Origin of the sequence: Streptomyces sp. CA-135486, from assembly GCF_050936555.1 — a bacterium.
Lineage (GTDB): Bacteria > Actinomycetota > Actinomycetes > Streptomycetales > Streptomycetaceae > Streptomyces.
The window spans coordinates 1,097,622-1,114,193 of record NZ_JBNJMM010000002.1; the positions used below are offsets into that span (position 1 = coordinate 1,097,622).

A 16,572-nucleotide genomic window follows, 5' to 3' on the forward strand; every position below is an offset into this window, starting at 1 on the left:
CTTGCGGCTCCGCCGCGTGGGGGCTTGGCCCCGGGCCCCCGGGGGAGGTTCGCAGGGGCTGACGCCCCACGCCCCGTAAGCGCCGGCTCGCGCGCCTGAAGCCCCGCGGGGGAAGGGGCGTCTGGGCGGTGCTGCGGCCCGCCGTTCGGCAGCTTCGGGCCGCGCCCCTGCGATACGTCCCCCTGGGGAGGGGCCGTGCAGGGTCGTCCCCGCAGGGGATCGGCGGCAAGCGCCGAGTGATCAACGCGCACCCCCGTACGCCGCCGACCCCGTACGCCGCCGACCCCGAGGAGTCGAGCCCGACGCGGCCGGTACCGCGGTCGTGGTGGGCGTGGGCCAGGGGGCGTTGGTGGTTGCTGCCCGGTGGGCGGCTTCGCGGGCGAACCCCCTGCGCCGGCACCACACGCACCGGGTACCCCGCACCCCCGCGGCCCGCAGCGGCGAACCGTCAGATCCGGTCCAGGACCCGCGTCAGCAGCGCGCCCATCCGTGCCGCCGAGTCCCGGCCCGCCTGGAGCACCTCCTCGTGGTTCAGCGGCTCACCCGTCAGACCCGCCGCCAGGTTCGTCACCAGCGAGATGCCCAGCACCTCCGCGCCCGCCTCACGGGCCGCGATCGCCTCCAGGACCGTGGACATGCCCACCAGGTCGCCGCCCAGCACGCGGACCATGTTGATCTCCGCCGGCGTCTCGTAGTGCGGGCCGGGGAACTGGACGTACACGCCCTCCTCCAGCGACGCGTCGATCTCCTTGCACAGCGCACGCAGCCGCGGCGAGTACAGGTCCGTCAGGTCCACGAAGTTCGCCCCGACGATCGGCGAAGTGGCCGTCAGGTTGATGTGGTCGCTGATCAGCACCGGCTGTCCGGGCCGCATGCCCTCGCGCAGACCGCCGCAGCCGTTCGTCAGGACGACCGTCTTGCAGCCCGCGGCGACCGCGGTGCGCACCCCGTGCGCGACGGCCGCGACACCCCGTCCCTCGTAGTAGTGCGTACGGCCCAGGAAGACCAGCGCCCGCTTCGCGCCGATGCGGTACGAGCGGATCGTGCCGCCGTGGCCCTCGACCGCCGGCGGCGGGAAGCCGGGCAGTTCGGTGACCGGGAACTCGGCCTCGGGCGCACCGAGCGCGTCGACGGCCGGCGCCCAGCCGGAGCCCATCACCAGGGCTACGTCATGCGTCTCGGCGCCGGTCAGCTCGCGCAGGCGCGCGGCGGCGGCGTCGGCTGCGGCGTGGGGGTCGGCGGTAACGCCGTTGAGGTCCGGATTCACAGATGCGTTCACGCGGACGAGGGTAACCGGTGATTCCCTACGCGCGTAGATGACGCAGCTCACGGTCTTCGGATCGTTGTCTTGTTGTTTCCGACAAACGACCGACGAACACAGGTCAGGACGCGGTCAGGACGCGGACATGACGCGGTCAGCTCGCAGGTCGCAGCACGGGAACGAACGCGCCTAGCACGGCCGCTTGCGCAGCTCCATCACATAGTCGTGCGGCGCCCCCGCCGAATCCGCCGCATCCGCGAGCTCCCCCAGATACCGCGCGGACGGCAGCCCGCCCTCGTACCCGTTCAGCACATACACCCAGGCCGGCTCCTCGCCGTCCAGCGTGTCCACGCGGACCCGCATCCGCCGGTAGATGTCCAGGCCGACGCCCTCCCAGCGGTCCATCGAGTCCTCGTCCATCGGGGCGATGTCGTACAGCGCCACGAAGACCTGCGAGCGCGGCGCCTCCACGATCGTGGCCAGCGCCCCCTCCCAGCCCATCTGCTCGCCGCCGAACGTCAGCCGCCAGCCGTTCAGCCAGCCGGTGCCGCGCAGCGGGGAGTGCGGAGCGCGGCGGGACATCAGCCGCGCGTCGAGGTTGCCGGCGTACGCGGCGTAGAGCGACATGGGATCGAGGGTACGGGAGGGGCGCGGGTGAGTGCCGTTCACCATTGGAGGGACCCGGGGCGATGGCACTTGAACCGTGCGGGACAATGGAGGACGTACTGCAGTCCAACGGGGCCACCCCCCGACCCCCGGCAGAACGAACGAGAGCGCGAGGCGTAACCCCAGTGACCCGGATCGTGATCATCGGCGGCGGACCCGGCGGATACGAGGCGGCCCTGGTGGGCGCCCAGCTCGGCGCGGAGGTGACCGTCGTCGACTGCGACGGCCTCGGCGGCGCCTCGGTGCTGACCGACTGCGTACCTTCGAAGACCCTCATCGCCACCGCAGAGGTGATGACCACCTTCGACTCCTCCTACGAAGAGCTCGGCATCATCGTCGCCGACGACACCCCGCCGCTCGAGCAGGCCGCGCGCGTCGTCGGCGTCGATCTCGGCAAGGTCAACCGACGCGTGAAGCGCCTCGCGCTCGCCCAGTCCCACGACATCACGGCCTCCGTCACCCGGGCCGGCGCGCGCGTTCTGCGCGGCCGCGGGCGGCTGGAGGGCCAGCAGGCGATGGACGGCTCCCGCACGGTGGTCGTGCGCGCGGCCGACGGCACCGAGGAGCGGCTGACCGCCGACGCGGTGCTGATCGCGACCGGCGGTCACCCGCGCGAGATCCCGGATGCGCTCCCCGACGGAGAGCGCATTCTCAACTGGACCCAGGTGTACGACCTGGACGAGCTTCCCGAGGAGCTCATCGTGGTCGGCTCCGGCGTCACCGGCGCCGAGTTCGCCGGCGCGTACCAGGCGCTCGGCTCCCGGGTCACCCTCGTCTCGTCCCGCGACCGCGTGCTGCCCGGCGAGGACCCGGACGCCGCGGCCGTCCTCGAGGACGTCTTCCGCCGCCGCGGCATGAACGTCATGGCCCGCTCCCGCGCCGAGTCCGCCAAGCGCGTCGGCGATCGCGTCGAGGTCACGCTCTCCGACGGCCGGGTCATCTCCGGCTCGCACTGCCTGATGGCGGTCGGCGCGATCCCGAACTCCGCGGGGATGGGCCTGGAGGAGGCCGGGGTCCGGCTCAAGGACTCGGGCCACATCTGGACCGACAAGGTCTCCCGTACGTCCGCGCCCGGTGTGTACGCCGCGGGTGACGTCACCGGAGTCTTCGCGCTCGCCTCCGTCGCGGCCATGCAGGGCCGTATCGCGATGTACCACTTCCTGGGCGACGCGGTGCAGCCGCTGAACCTGAAGACCGTCTCGTCGAACGTCTTCACCGACCCGGAGATCGCCACCGTCGGCTACAGCCAGGCGGACGTGGACGCGGGCAAGATCGACGCCCGGTCCGTGAAGCTGCCCCTGCTGCGCAACCCGCGCGCGAAGATGCAGGGCATCCGGGACGGCTTCGTCAAGATCTTCTGCCGTCCGGGTACGGGAATCGTGGTCGGCGGCGTGGTCGTCTCGCCGCGTGCCAGCGAGCTGATCCATCCCATCTCGATCGCGGTCGACAACAATCTGACGGTGGAACAGATCGCAAACGCTTTCACCGTGTACCCGTCTCTGTCGGGGTCGATCGCCGAGGTGGCGCGGCAGTTGCACACCCGGAAGACCTCGGGTGAGGCGTGATGCAGGCGTAAACCCGAAGAACCGGGCACTTCGCGCCACGACTGATCAACTTCGGGACTGTCCATACCACTTGGTGGCCACCACCGTGCACAACTTCGGTTATTCGGCGCATAGTGCTGAAACCTTCGGCCGGTCAGGTTACTGTCAGTTTCGTGTTCGCTGCAGAACGTCGCCAATTGATCCTCGAAATGGTGCGCGCCAACGGGGCCGTGTCGCTCCGTGAGCTCGCCCGCGTCGTCCAGACCTCCGAAGTGACCGTACGGCGGGACGTGCGGGCACTGGAGGCAGAAGGACTCCTCGACCGCCGGCACGGCGGTGCGGTACTGCCGGGCGGTTTTACGCGGGAGTCCGGCTTTCCGCAGAAATCCCTGTCCGCGACCGCGGAGAAGACGGCCATCGCCGATCTCGCCGCGGGCCTCGTCGAAGAGGGCGAGGCCATCGTGGTCGGCGCGGGGACGACCACGCAGGAGCTGGCTCGCCGGCTTGCGCGCGTCCCCGGGCTGACCGTCGTCACCAACTCCCTGCTGGTGGCGCAGGCGCTGGCCCATGCGAATCGGGTCGAAGTCGTCATGACGGGAGGGACGCTGCGTGGCTCCAACTACGCGCTGGTGGGCAGCGGGGCGGAGCAGTCCCTGCAGGGCCTGCGGGTCTCCCGCGCGTTCCTCTCCGGAAGTGGCCTGACCGCCGAACGCGGTCTGTCCACGTCCAACATGCTCTCCGCGAGCGTGGACCGCGCGCTGGTCCAGGCGGCGGGGGAGGTCGTCGTCCTCGCGGACCACACCAAGCTCGGCACCGACACGATGTTCCAGACGGTGCCGACGGATGTGATCACGCGGCTGGTCACGGACGAGCCGCCGACGCATGACGACCGGGCCGGTACGGAGCTGCAGGCGCTGGCGGACCAAGGGGTCCAGATCGCGGTTGCGGGTCCCGAGGCCGGCGGCGGTGACGGCGTCCCGACGGGGCGAGGGCCTCGCCGGGATGTGCCGCTCCCGGGCCAACGCCGCACGCGCGGTGGCGGCGCGGGCCCCCAACTGCGCACCGCCACGGGCGCCCTCGCGGACACGCCTACGCCGCCGGAACGCTCGGCACGGGTGGCGGACCTCCGCCGCCGCTGAGGGCGTTCGGGCGGGGGTCTTTCCTCCACCTCGCCCTTTCCCGTAACGGGGGGCGGTCCCCGCAGGCCCCCCAACTCGACGGTGCCCGCGGCGCGGGGTGCCGTGGTGCGGTCGGAGCGCGGCGTGAAGCTGCCGCGGTGTACCCAGGCCCGCCAACTCGGCGGTGCCTGGTCCGGGTTCGGGGCGCAGCCCCACCTGGTGCGCCGCCAAGCCGGCGTTACCAGTGGTCCGGGGGCGCAGCCCCGCGTATCTCCCCCCGGGGTCCGGGGCGGGGGCAGGCCCCGCGCCCCCTACTCCGCCGCCTTCAACCCCCGCAGCGTCAGCATCAGCAACCGGTCCGCCAACTCCGGATCCCCCGGCTCCTCCTCCGCCGCCAACGCGATCGCGTTCGTCAGCTGCATCAGATCCCCGATCGACACATCCCCCCGCACCGCGCCGCTCTCCTGCGCCCGCACCAGCAGCCGTTCGCCCGCCTCCCGCATCGGCACGCTGCACTCCGACAGCGCCGAACTCTCGTCGTGAGAAGCCGACATGAGCGCCCGCGCCAGACCGCGGTACTCACCCGCATGAGTGATGATCGCGCGCAGCCACTCCACCAGCGCACCGCACGGCTGCTCGGCCGAAGCCAGTTCGCGGGAGCGCTGCAGCAGTGAGGCCAGCGCCTCCTGGAAGACCGCGCTCATCATCGCGTGGCGGTTGGGGAAGTGCCGGTACAGCGTGCCGATACCCACACCCGAGCGGCGTGCGATCTCCTCGAGCGATGCATCGGTGCCGTGTTCGGCGAAGACGACCCGGGCTTCGGTCAGCAGCCGTTCGTAGTTGCGGCGCGCATCGGCTCGCATCGGCCGTGCCGAGCCCGCTGCCGTACCCGTACCCGTACTCGTGCCCGTACCGGTCGACGTACTCGTCGCCATCGCGCCGTCCTCCCTGAGTCCGCCCCCGACGTCCAGTGTCCAGGATGCCATTGGCGAAACCGGAGGCGCCCTCCGTATCTTAATCGGAGGAACCCTCCGCATATTGTCGTCCCCTGGAGGCGCCACCGTCATGCCCACCACCGACGCAGTCGCATCCGAGCACCCCGAGCACCCCGAGCACCCCGAGCACCCCGAGCACCCCGAGCACCCCGAGCACCCCGGGAATTCCGAGAATTCCGCACGCCCTCGCGCCCGCCACCGGCCCGCCCTCGCGCTCACCCTGATCCTGACCTGCCAGATGATGCTGATGCTCGACGCGACCGTCGTGAACATCGCCCTGCCCGACATCGGCGAGGAACTCGGCTTCAGCTCCGCCGGGCTGTCCTGGGTGCTCAATGCCTACACCCTCGCCTTCGGCGGACTCCTCCTCATCGGCGGCCGGATCGGCGATCTCATCGGCCGCCGCCGCGCACTCGTCATCGGCGTACTCGCCTTCACCGCCGCCTCCCTCCTCGGCGGTCTCGTCGACAGCGCCGGCTGGCTGCTCTTCGCCCGCGCCGCACAGGGCGCCGCCGCCGCGCTCACCGCCCCCTCCACCCTCGCCCTGGTCGCCACCACCTTCGGCGAGGGGCGCGAACGCGACCGCGCGCTCAGCCTGTTCACCGGGATGGCCGCCGCGGGCTCCGCGATCGGCATGATCCTCGGCGGCATCCTCACCGAAACGGGCTCCTGGCGCTGGACGCTGTTCATCAACGTGCCCCTCGGCCTCGCCGTCGCCGCGCTCGTCCCGCTCGGCATCGCCGAGACCGAGCGCCATCGCGCCCGTTTCGACCTTGTCGGCGCGCTCACCGGCACCGCCGCCGTGACCGCCCTCGTCTACGCCTTCATTCGCGCCGCCGACCACGGCTGGGGCGACGGGCAGGTCACCTGGGCCTTCGCGGTCGCGGTGGTGCTGCTGCCCGTCTTCCTGCTCGTGGAGCGCCGGGTACGGCAGCCCGTCGTACCGCTCGAACTCTTCACCGTACGCAATCGAGTCATCGCGTACGCCGGGATGCTGCTGGTGCCCGCCGCGATGTTCGGGGTCTTCTACTTCGACACCCAGTACTTCCAATTCGTACGCGCCTACAGCCCGTTGCGCGCCGGAGCGGCCTTCCTGCCGCTCGCCGTCGGCATTTTCGTCGCCTCGACCTTCGCCGGGAAGCTGCTCGCCCGCCACGGCCTGAAGAAGGTCGCGGGGACAGGACTCGCGCTCGCCGTCGCGGGCGTGCTGTGGCAGTCCACGCTCTCCACCAGCAGCGGCTACTGGACCACGCTCTTCGTCCCGCTCGCCGTCAACGGCTTCGGCGTCGGACTTGTCTTCATGCCGCTGAGCGTCCTCATCCTGACCGGCATCCGCCCCGACCAGGCGGGCGCCGCGTCAGGTCTGATGCAGACCATGCAGCAGGTCGGCGGCGCGCTCGGGCTCTCGGCGCTGGTGACGGTGTACGGGAGTGCCGTGCGCGGCGCGGGCGGCTCGGGCCTGGATGCGATGGCGGAGGGCTTCTCGGCGGGGCTGCTGGCGGCCGCGGCCTTCATGACGGTCGCGCTGGCCCTGCTCCTGCTGTCCCGGAACCCGGCCGACCGGGACTGAGCACACGCGCCGCCCCGGCCTGAACTCACGCGCCGACGGCCCTGAACATACGTGTGGGGCCTGCCCGTTGACGTACCGGGCAGGCCCCACACACGTACTCGTACTCGGCAGGACGTCAGTCCTTGATCTCGCAGATGACCGCGCCGGAGGAGATGGAGGCGCCGACCTCGGCGCTGAGGCCCTTGATGGTGCCGGAACGGTGGGCGTTCAGCGGCTGTTCCATCTTCATGGCTTCGAGGACGACGACGAGGTCGCCCTCGTTGACCTCCTGGCCTTCCTCGACGGCGATCTTGACGATGGTGCCCTGCATCGGGGAGGCGAGGGTGTCGCCGGAGGCCGCCGACGCGGACTTCTTCGCCGCGCGCCGCTTGGGCTTGGCGCCGGCGGCCAGGCCGGTGCGGGCCAGCGTCATGCCCAGCGAGGACGGCAGGGAGACCTCGAGGCGCTTGCCGCCGACCTCGACGATGACGGTCTCGCGGCCCGGCTCGTCCTCCGTCTCCGCCTCGGCGGGCGCGGCGAACGGCTTGATCTCGTTGACGAACTCGGTCTCGATCCACCGGGTGTGGATGGTGAACGGGTCGGCGGTGAAGGCGGGGTCGGTGACGACCGCGCGGTGGAAGGGGATGGCGGTGGCCATGCCCTCCACCTGGAACTCCGCCAGCGCCCGCGCGGCACGCTGGAGCGCCTGCCGGCGGGTGGCGCCGGAGACGATCAGCTTGGCGAGCAGGGAGTCCCAGGCCGGGCCGATCACGCTGCCGGACTCCACACCCGCGTCCAGGCGCACGCCCGGACCGGACGGCGGGGCGAAGGTGGTGACGGTGCCGGGCGCGGGGAGGAAGTTGCGGCCGGGGTCCTCGCCGTTGATGCGGAACTCGAAGGAGTGGCCGCGCACGGCGGGGTCGTCGTAGCCCAGTTCCTCACCGTCGGCGATGCGGAACATCTCGCGCACCAGGTCGATGCCGGTGACCTCTTCGGTGACCGGGTGCTCGACCTGCAGACGGGTGTTGACCTCCAGGAACGAGATCGTGCCGTCCACACCGACGAGGAACTCCACGGTGCCCGCGCCGACGTAGCCGGCCTCCTTGAGGATGGCCTTGGAGGCGGCGTACAGCTCCGCGTTCTGGGCCTCGGACAGGAACGGGGCGGGAGCCTCCTCCACCAGCTTCTGGTGGCGGCGCTGCAGCGAGCAGTCACGCGTGGAAACGACCACGACATTGCCGTGGGAGTCCGCCAGGCACTGCGTCTCCACGTGGCGGGGCTTGTCCAGGTAGCGCTCGACGAAGCACTCGCCGCGGCCGAACGCGGCGACGGCCTCGCGCACCGCGGAGTCGTACAGCTCCGGGACTTCTTCCAGCGTGCGGGCGACCTTGAGGCCGCGGCCGCCGCCGCCGAACGCTGCCTTGATCGCGATGGGCAGGCCGTGCTCCTCGGCGAAGGCGACGACCTCGTCCGCCCCGGAGACCGGGTCGGGAGTGCCGGCCACCAGCGGCGCGCCGGCGCGCTGGGCGATGTGGCGGGCGGCGACCTTGTCACCCAGGTCACGGATGGCCTGCGGCGGCGGGCCGATCCAGGTCAGTCCGGCATCCAGCACCGCCTGGGCGAACTCGGCGTTCTCCGAGAGAAAGCCGTATCCGGGATGGATGGCGTCCGCGCCGGAGTCCTTTGCGGCCTGGAGCACCTTGGCCATGTCCAGATAGCTGGTGGCCGGGGTGTCACCGCCCAGGGCGAACGCTTCGTCGGCCGCGCGGACATGCAGAGCGTCCCGGTCCGGATCGGCGTAGACGGCTACGCTCGCGATCTGGGCATCCCGGCAAGCACGGGCAACGCGGACAGCGATTTCGCCACGGTTGGCGATGAGCACCTTGCGCACGATGGCTCCCTCCTTGAAACAAGCTGAGTTTAGGGACTGCCGACACGGCCTTACGACCCGTCCCCATTGGTGAGCTTGCCCACACGGAGCGTGATTCGAGGCTCGCGCAAGTCGCGAAATCCCTTGTCGCACCACGGTACGACGGGTTTCTCCCTCGCACAGTAGACCTGCGGTGTGGCACAGGTCTCTGTTCGAGAGACCAGCCGCCGAATGGGTTTCTTTGTGGAGTCCCTACCAATGGCCCAACGATTCTTTGCCGTGAGACCGGGCGTGCCAAGCCCCTTGTCCAGACGTTTACCCGTTAGTAGCGTTCGCGATGTCGTACGTACTTCCGGTAACTGAGGGTTGGGGGCGCCGTGGCGCGCAGGCCGGTGGCCGTGGTGGCCGCGATTGTTCTGCTGGTGGAAGCCGTCGGAATCGTGGTGATCAACGGCATCCTCGCCACGTTCGTCGACAAGCAGGACATGTCGCTCGCCGACCTGGACCCGGACGCGATGGTCACGGGGACCTGGGTGATGGGCGGCGTGTTCGGGCTCTACCTCGCGGCGTGCGGCGTGGTGGCCCTGCTGGCCGGTCTGCGCGACCGGGCCCCGGGCCGCGTCGCGCGGATCCTGCTGATCAGCTGCGCCATCACCCACGGGGTGCTGGGCGCACTGACGGTGGGCCTGGTCGGCTGGGACGCCTTCGCGTTCATGATGGTGGTGCTGGGCCTGATCGTGCTGACGCTGGTGGCGTACGGCAGGCAGGGGCCGACGGTGGAGGACGCCCCGGCGGCTACGGACGGCGCGGCGCCCACGAATGGTGCTGCGCCGGCCTGAGGCCGAGCCGGGTGGGCAACGGCGAACCGCCACCTGACGGCCCAGTAGGCATCAACTCCGCCGGGCCAAGTCCCGCGCAGCCCCCGCGTGCCCGAGGGCGACCCCCGCCGCGATCACCGCGAGGAACAGCAGCACAGTGATCGCCGGATTCACGAACGCGGGCACGAAGTCGTGGGTGTACCCGTCGGACCAGCGACAGGTCGAGCCGACCGGGAAAAGACTGTCCTGCATCCGCTCCAGGTTCGCGCCGGCGTTCCCGGAGGAGTTTCCGTACCGCTCGGTTGCGCACGTGGAGGACTCGTTCTCCAGCCGGATGTAGCACAGGAGCCCGTACACGTAGAGCGCCAGCGCGAGCGTCACGCACACCACCGCCAGGTCCCGCAGCGTCCCCGGGAGCGTCGGGGCGGCAAAGCCGCGACGGGCGGCGAACGTCGGGAACAGATACGCGCAGAGCGTGATCAGGACGAGCAGCCCGAGGACGATGATCCCCAGGGCCGCCATGCCGTTCTGGCCGGTGTCCGTTGCCAGCCGGACCGTTTCAGTACTCGTGGAGGTCGGACGCATGCGACTCATCCTGCACTGCTGGAGAGGCGCGAGGGGCGGACAACCGGGCAGCTGCGGAGGTCAGTTACTGATCTCAGGTCCACAGATCGGTGATCGAGTGACCCAGCTCGGCCAGCAGCTTGCGCAGCATCGGCAGTGAGAGGCCGATGACGTTGCCGTGGTCGCCGTCGATTCCTTCGATGAAGGGTGCCGAGCGGCCGTCCAGGGTGAACGCGCCCGCCACGTGCAGCGGTTCGCCGCTCGCGACGTAGCTGGCGATCTCGGCGTCGGACGGGTGGCCGAAGCGCACGACGGTGGAAGCGGTCGCCGAGGCGTAGTGGCCGGTGGCGGTGTCGTAGACGCAGTGCCCCGTCTGCAGAGTGCCCGCGCGGCCGCGCATCGACTTCCAGCGTGCGATGGCCTCCTCCTCGTCGGCCGGCTTGCCGAACGCTCGGCCGTCCAGGTCGAGTACGGAGTCGCAGCCGATGACGAGCGCCCGGCTCCTGATCACATCGGCCCGGGCGGCCACGACGGACGCCTTGGCCTCCGCGAGTGCCAGCGCCAGCTCGGCCGGGGTGGGCGCGGTGACGGCGTCCTCGTCGACGCCGCTGACGATCACTTCGGGGGCGAGTCCGGCCTGCCGCAGCAGATTGAGGCGGGCGGGGGAGGCGGAGGCGAGGACGAGGCGGCGACGCTGATCGGTCATAGGGCCATCGTAGGTGGCGATCAGTGGAGGCCGACCACGAACATCGCGAGCACCATCGCAAGCGCCAGCACGAGGCCCACGCGGCGCATCATCGCTTGCGCATCACGCAGTTCCTCGGGGGGCTCGTTCTCCGGGTCGGACCACAGCATCTTTCGATCCTGCGGCCGGTGGCCCGGCGAGCGCCTGAGTACGGGTACTCAACCGTGGGGGTGCCGGCGGGCCAAATTCATGTGCGCCGGTCGGCCTGAGGATTCAGGCCGACCGTCGGGAAATCGAAGCAGGCGCTGGGGTCCCCCTACTCCCGCAGGACGTAGGGGGAGGGTCCGGGGCGGAGCCCCAGGCGTCGGGCTACACCGGCCAGTAGCTGCGCGCCCACGCCCGCGGACCCAGCAGTGGCCTGCGGGTCCTCGCGATGCGCGCCGGGTCCGACCAGCCCTCGGGCGGCGGCGGTGCTGACCCCTCCGTCGTGGAGGCCGACGCCGCGGCGCGCGCCCGGACCACCGCCAGTGCGGCGGCAAGCTCCTCCGGCGTCGGGTTCCCTCGTACGACCCTGATCATCGTCAAGTCCCTTCCTGAAGTCTCTTGGCGTCCTAGAGGGGGATGTTGCCGTGCTTCTTCGGCGGCAGGCTTTCCCGCTTCGTACGCAGCTGGCGCAGACCTCTCACGATGTGCGCCCGCGTGTCCGACGGCATGATCACCGAGTCGACGTAGCCGCGCTCGGCCGCGATGTACGGGTTGAGGAGCGTGTCCTCGTAGTCCTGGATCAGCTCCGCGCGCGTCGTCTCGACGTTCTCCGCGGCCGCGATGGTGCGGCGGTGCAGGATGTTCACCGCGCCCTGCGCCCCCATCACCGCGATCTGCGCGGTCGGCCAGGCGAGGTTCAGGTCCGCGCCCAGGTGCTTGGAGCCCATGACGTCGTACGCGCCGCCGAAGGCCTTCCGAGTGATCACCGTGATCAGCGGGACCGTGGCCTCGGCGTAGGCGTAGATCAGCTTTGCGCCGCGGCGGATGATGCCGCCGTACTCCTGGTCGACGCCGGGCAGGAAGCCGGGCACGTCGACGAAGGTCAACACGGGGACATTGAAGGCGTCGCAGGTGCGGACGAAGCGCGCGGCCTTCTCGCTGGCGTTGATGTCGAGACAGCCCGCGAACTGCATCGGCTGGTTGGCGACGATGCCGACGGGGTGGCCCTCCACCCGCCCGAAGCCGGTGACGATGTTCGGCGCGAACATCGACTGGGTCTCCAGGAACTCGCCGTCGTCCAGCACATGCTCGAGGACCGTGTGGATGTCGTACGGCTGGTTCGCGGAGTCCGGGATGAGGGTGTCGAGCTCCAGGTCCTCGTCGGTCGTCGCCAGATCGGCCTCCTCGGGGAAGGCCGGCGCCTCGGAGAGGTTGTTCGACGGCAGGTACGACAGCAGCGACTTGATGTAGTCGATGGCGTCCTTCTCGTCGCCCGCCATGTGGTGCGCGACGCCCGAGGTGGTGTTGTGCGTACGGGCTCCGCCGAGTTCCTCGAAGCCGACGTCCTCGCCGGTCACCGTCTTGATGACGTCCGGACCCGTGATGAACATGTGGGAGGTCTGGTCGACCATCACCGTGAAGTCGGTGATCGCGGGGGAGTAGACCGCGCCGCCCGCGCAGGGGCCCACGATCAGGGAGATCTGCGGGATCACTCCGGAGGCGTGGGTGTTGCGGCGGAAGATCTCGCCGTACAGGCCGAGGGCCATGACGCCCTCCTGGATACGGGCGCCGCCGGAGTCGTTGATGCCGATCATCGGGCAGCCCGTCTTCAGGGCGAAGTCCATGACCTTGACGATCTTCTGGCCGTAGACCTCGCCGAGCGCGCCGCCGAAGACCGTGAAGTCCTGCGAGAAGACGGCGACCGGGCGGCCGTCGACCGTGCCGTAGCCGGTGACCACGCCGTCGCCGTAGGGGCGGGTCTGCTCAAGACCGAAATTCGTGGACCGGTGCCTGGCGAATTCGTCGAGTTCGACGAACGAACCCTCGTCCAGCAGCAACTCGACCCGCTCCCGGGCGGTCAGTTTGCCCTTCGCGTGCTGCTTCTCCACCGCGCGCGCGGATCCGGCATGCGTCGCTTCGTCGATGCGGCGCTGCAGGTCCGCGAGCTTGCCCGCGGTGGTGTGGATGTCAATCTCGGACTCCGACATCGGGATGCGGCTCCCTGTCCTGGTCAACCTGTCCTGGTCAACGTCAACCGAATGGCTACTGACACGTAGCGTATCGGCGTGCATGGCGCTCGGCAGTGCGGCGTTGGCCACACCTAACCTGGCTTGCATGACGCCTGAGAATGCGCCCGCGAGCCGTTGGAACGACCTGGAACGGCCGCCACTGAACGAGTCCGCGCTGCGCCACGCCCTGCTGCAGCCCGGTGGACTGTGGACCTCACTCGACATCGTGCCCTCGACCGGCTCCACCAACTCCGACCTGGCGGCCCGAGCCGCGTCCCTGGAGGGCGAGGGGGCGGTGCTGGTCGCCGAGGAGCAGACCGCGGGACGGGGGCGGCTGGACCGCAGCTGGACGTCGCCCGCGCGCTCGGGGCTGTTCCTGTCCGTACTGCTGCGGCCGGGCAAGAACGTCCCGACGGAGCGCTGGGGCTGGCTGCCGCTGCTCGCCGGAGTGGCCTGCGCGACCGGTCTGGCGCGGGCCGCGGGTGTCGACATGTCCCTCAAATGGCCTAATGACCTGCTGGTAAAGGTGAACGGCGAGGAACGCAAGACCGGCGGGATCCTCGCCGAGCGTGCGGGCGACGATGCGGTCGTCGTCGGCATCGGCCTCAATGTCACGCTGCGTGCCGACGAACTCCCTGTCCCGGGGGCCGGCTCGCTCGCCCTGGCGAACGCGATCTCCACCGACCGCGACCCGCTGCTGCGGGCCGTACTGCGCTCGCTGGAGCAGTGGTACGGGGACTGGCGCGAGGCGGGCGGCGACCCGGGGCTCTCGGGGGTGCAGGAGGCGTACGCGGCGGGCTGCGCGACGCTGGGCCGGCCGGTACGGGCCGAGCTGCCCGGTGAGCGCTCGGTGATCGGCGAGGCGGTGGCGATCGACGGCGACGGGCGTCTGGTGCTGAGCACGGAGGGCGGCGGGCGACAGGCGATCAGCGCGGGCGACATCGTGCACCTGCGGCCGGCCGGCTGAACCCCGTGAACCGGGTGGGCGACCGGGACGTGAGCTAGGGCACACCTGCCGTATCGTTGAGGCGATCGAGCGACAGATCGGCAGGGCATGCGCAGGGAACGGGCAGGAGGCGGCTGGTGACCGTCGACGACACCACCTCCGGCGCGGGCGCGGAGCCGCCGTCGGACTCCTCTTCGGGTGGGTCGGACGCGTCCGGGTCGTCCGGGGCGGCGTCCGGTTCGTCGGAGGCCGCTGGGGCCACGGGGTCGGGTGCCTCGGGGTCGGGCGGTGCGTCGGGTGACTCGGGGTCCGGTGGTTCGTCGGGGGGCGCGTCGTCGGCCGTCCATCCGCCGCACCACGAGGTCGACCACACCGCGGAGCCGACCGACGATCCGCTCGCGATCCGGCTCGAGCAGCTGATCCTCGGCGCGGACCGGCGCTATACGCCGTTTCAGGCCGCGCGGACGGCCGGGGTCTCGATGGAGCTCGCCTCCCGTTTCTGGCGGGCCATGGGATTCGCGGACATCGGCCAGGCGAAGGCGCTCACCGAGGCGGACGTGCTGGCGCTGCGGCGACTGGCCGGTCTCGTCGAGGCGGGCCTGCTGAGCGAGCCGATGGCCGTCCAGGTCGCCCGCTCGACCGGCCAGACGACCGCCCGGCTCGCGGAATGGCAGATCGACTCCTTCCTGGAGGGCCTGACCGAGCCGCCCGAGCCCGGGATGACGCGTACGGAAGTCACGTACCCCCTGGTGGAACTGCTCCTGCCGGAGCTGGAGGAGTTCCTGGTCTACGTCTGGCGGCGTCAGCTCGCGGCGGCCACCGGGCGGGTGGTCCAGGCCGCGGACGACGAGGAGATGGTCGACCGCCGGCTCGCGGTCGGCTTCGCTGACCTGGTGGGCTTCACCCGGCTGACCCGCCGGCTGGAGGAGGAGGAACTGGGCGAGCTGGTCGAGGCGTTCGAGACCACGTCGGCGGACCTGGTGGCGGCGCACGGCGGTCGGCTGATCAAGACCCTCGGCGACGAGGTGCTGTACGCGGCGGACGACGCGGGTACGGCGGCGGAGATCGCGCTGCGGCTGATAGAGACGATGACGAACGACGAGACGATGCCGGCGCTGCGCGTCGGCATCGCTTTCGGGACGGTGACGACACGGATGGGCGACGTCTTCGGCACGACGGTGAACCTGGCGAGCCGCCTGACGTCGATAGCGCCGAAGGACGCGGTGCTGGTGGACGGCGCGTTCGCGGAGGGGCTGATCCGGACGGGAGACGCACCGGCCTCGGAGGCGCAGGCGGCGGAAGAGGCCGCCAAGGCGGAAAAGGAGGGCGAGGAGCCGCCCACGTACCGCTTCGCGCTCCAGCCGATGTGGCAACGCCCGGTGCGCGGCCTGGGCGTGGTCGAGCCCTGGCTCCTCTCCCGACGGCGCTGACCCTGAGGCCGGGCCCCGCCCTCAAGGGTGGGCGAGACCCCCGGGCGCGCCCCCGCCTATGATCCGGTGAACCGTCGTTAACCGGGAGGGTGCCGTCATGTCCGAGTCCGAGCAGCGGTTCGGTGAATTCGTCGTCGTACGCCGCCATGAGTACGTCGCCGAGCTCGTCCTCGATCGGCCCGAGGCCATGAACGCCGTCTCGACCGAGATGGCCCGCTCCCTCGGCGCCGCCTGTGCCGCGCTCGGTGCGGACCGGGACGTACGCGTCACCGTGCTCACCTCCAGCCACGAGCGCGCCTTCTGCGTCGGCGCCGATCTGAAGGAGCGGAACTCCTTCTCCGACGCCGACTTGGTGCGGCAGCGGCCCACCGCGCGGGCCGCCTACATCGGGGTACTCGAGCTGCCCATGCCGACCGTCGCCGCCGTGCACGGGTTCGCGCTCGGCGGCGGGTTCGAGCTGGCCCTCGCCTGCGATCTCATCGTCGCCGACGAGACCGCCGTGGTGGGGCTGCCCGAGGTGTCCGTCGGCGTCATCCCCGGCGGTGGGGGCACGCAGCTGCTGCCGCGCCGGGTCGGGGCCGCCCGCGCCGCCGAGCTCGTCTTCACCGCGCGGCGCGTCGAGGCGGCCGAGGCCCGGGAGTTGGGGCTCGTCGACCAGTTGGCCGACGACGCCAGGACCGACGCGCTCGCCCTCGCCGCCCGTATCGCCGCGAACTCCCCCGTCGGCCTGCGCGCGGCCAAGCGCGCGCTGCGGCTCGGGCACGGCCTCGATCTGCGGGCCGGCCTCGAGGTCGAGGACGCCGCCTGGCGCTCGGTCGCCTTCTCCGGGGACCGGGCCGAGGGCGTCGCCGCCTTCAACGAGAAGCGGAAGCCGCAGTGGCCCGGTGAGTGACCCCGCAGAAGCCGGGCCAGT

The 16,572-nt window shown here is 71.0% G+C and carries 16 protein-coding genes; 7 read left to right on the forward strand and 9 right to left on the reverse strand.

Annotated elements, in window-relative coordinates; genetic code table 11:
• Nucleotides 1-448 precede the first annotated feature (448 nt).
• Both ACQEVG_RS24325 and ACQEVG_RS24330 read right to left on the reverse strand, forming a co-directional pair.
• Nucleotides 449-1,279 (reverse strand): purine-nucleoside phosphorylase, encoded by an 831-nt coding sequence (locus tag ACQEVG_RS24325; protein WP_404725764.1) that lies wholly within the window; start codon nt 1,277-1,279, stop codon nt 449-451.
• A 171-nt stretch (nt 1,280-1,450) separates the two neighbouring features.
• A complete protein-coding gene (locus ACQEVG_RS24330) occupies nt 1,451-1,888 on the reverse strand; it encodes a gamma-glutamylcyclotransferase (RefSeq protein WP_142214025.1) in 438 nt (145 codons plus the stop codon).
• 164 nt (nt 1,889-2,052) lie between these two features.
• On the opposite strand from ACQEVG_RS24330, the gene ACQEVG_RS24335 reads away from it, so the two are divergent.
• Complete coding sequence (locus ACQEVG_RS24335) at nt 2,053-3,492, forward strand: NAD(P)H-quinone dehydrogenase (RefSeq protein WP_432987396.1); 1,440 nt, start codon at nt 2,053-2,055, stop codon at nt 3,490-3,492.
• A 152-nt stretch (nt 3,493-3,644) separates the two neighbouring features.
• Entirely contained in the window at nt 3,645-4,610 is a 966-nt protein-coding gene (locus tag ACQEVG_RS24340; protein WP_432987398.1) for a DeoR/GlpR family DNA-binding transcription regulator, read from the forward strand.
• A gap of 290 nt (nt 4,611-4,900) precedes the next feature.
• Here the strand turns inward: ACQEVG_RS24340 and ACQEVG_RS24345 are convergent, their stop codons facing one another.
• Entirely contained in the window at nt 4,901-5,524 is a 624-nt protein-coding gene (locus ACQEVG_RS24345) for a TetR/AcrR family transcriptional regulator (RefSeq protein WP_432992859.1), read from the reverse strand.
• A gap of 130 nt (nt 5,525-5,654) precedes the next feature.
• Between ACQEVG_RS24345 and ACQEVG_RS24350 the strand changes: the two genes are divergently transcribed.
• On the forward strand, nt 5,655-7,154 hold the full coding sequence (locus ACQEVG_RS24350; RefSeq protein ID WP_432987400.1) for an MFS transporter: 1,500 nt from the start codon (nt 5,655-5,657) through the stop codon (nt 7,152-7,154).
• A gap of 115 nt (nt 7,155-7,269) precedes the next feature.
• Here ACQEVG_RS24350 and ACQEVG_RS24355 read toward each other — a convergent pair whose 3' ends face one another.
• Nucleotides 7,270-9,024 (reverse strand): acetyl/propionyl/methylcrotonyl-CoA carboxylase subunit alpha, encoded by a 1,755-nt coding sequence (locus ACQEVG_RS24355; RefSeq protein ID WP_432987402.1) that lies wholly within the window; start codon nt 9,022-9,024, stop codon nt 7,270-7,272.
• 356 nt (nt 9,025-9,380) lie between these two features.
• Between ACQEVG_RS24355 and ACQEVG_RS24360 the strand changes: the two genes are divergently transcribed.
• Nucleotides 9,381-9,842 carry a hypothetical protein gene (locus ACQEVG_RS24360; RefSeq protein ID WP_432987404.1) on the forward strand — a complete coding sequence of 154 codons (462 nt, stop codon included), beginning with the start codon at nt 9,381-9,383 and terminating at the stop codon, nt 9,840-9,842.
• A 51-nt stretch (nt 9,843-9,893) separates the two neighbouring features.
• On the opposite strand, the gene ACQEVG_RS24365 is transcribed toward ACQEVG_RS24360, so the two are convergent.
• The 5 genes from ACQEVG_RS24365 to ACQEVG_RS24385 form a co-directional block, all read right to left on the reverse strand.
• Complete coding sequence (locus ACQEVG_RS24365) at nt 9,894-10,406, reverse strand: hypothetical protein (protein WP_432987406.1); 513 nt, start codon at nt 10,404-10,406, stop codon at nt 9,894-9,896.
• 73 nt (nt 10,407-10,479) lie between these two features.
• On the reverse strand, nt 10,480-11,091 hold the full coding sequence (locus ACQEVG_RS24370; protein WP_432987408.1) for a Maf family protein: 612 nt from the start codon (nt 11,089-11,091) through the stop codon (nt 10,480-10,482).
• A gap of 20 nt (nt 11,092-11,111) precedes the next feature.
• On the reverse strand, nt 11,112-11,240 hold the full coding sequence (gene mmpB, locus ACQEVG_RS24375; RefSeq protein WP_432987410.1) for a morphogenic membrane protein MmpB: 129 nt from the start codon (nt 11,238-11,240) through the stop codon (nt 11,112-11,114).
• A gap of 199 nt (nt 11,241-11,439) precedes the next feature.
• On the reverse strand, nt 11,440-11,649 hold the full coding sequence (locus ACQEVG_RS24380) for an acyl-CoA carboxylase epsilon subunit (RefSeq protein WP_432992862.1): 210 nt from the start codon (nt 11,647-11,649) through the stop codon (nt 11,440-11,442).
• A gap of 32 nt (nt 11,650-11,681) precedes the next feature.
• Entirely contained in the window at nt 11,682-13,262 is a 1,581-nt protein-coding gene (locus ACQEVG_RS24385) for an acyl-CoA carboxylase subunit beta (protein ID WP_432987413.1), read from the reverse strand.
• 127 nt (nt 13,263-13,389) lie between these two features.
• Here ACQEVG_RS24385 and ACQEVG_RS24390 point away from each other — a divergent pair, with 127 nt between their 5' ends.
• The 3 genes from ACQEVG_RS24390 to ACQEVG_RS24400 all read left to right on the forward strand — a co-directional run bounded on the left by ACQEVG_RS24390 (nt 13,390) and on the right by ACQEVG_RS24400 (nt 16,551).
• Nucleotides 13,390-14,250: a biotin--[acetyl-CoA-carboxylase] ligase gene (locus ACQEVG_RS24390; protein WP_432987415.1), complete on the forward strand. Its 861-nt coding sequence runs from the start codon at nt 13,390-13,392 to the stop codon at nt 14,248-14,250.
• A 116-nt stretch (nt 14,251-14,366) separates the two neighbouring features.
• Nucleotides 14,367-15,659 carry an adenylate/guanylate cyclase domain-containing protein gene (locus ACQEVG_RS24395; protein WP_432987417.1) on the forward strand — a complete coding sequence of 431 codons (1,293 nt, stop codon included), beginning with the start codon at nt 14,367-14,369 and terminating at the stop codon, nt 15,657-15,659.
• A gap of 97 nt (nt 15,660-15,756) precedes the next feature.
• A complete protein-coding gene (locus ACQEVG_RS24400) occupies nt 15,757-16,551 on the forward strand; it encodes an enoyl-CoA hydratase/isomerase family protein (protein WP_432987419.1) in 795 nt (264 codons plus the stop codon).
• Nucleotides 16,552-16,572: the final 21 nt, after the last annotated feature.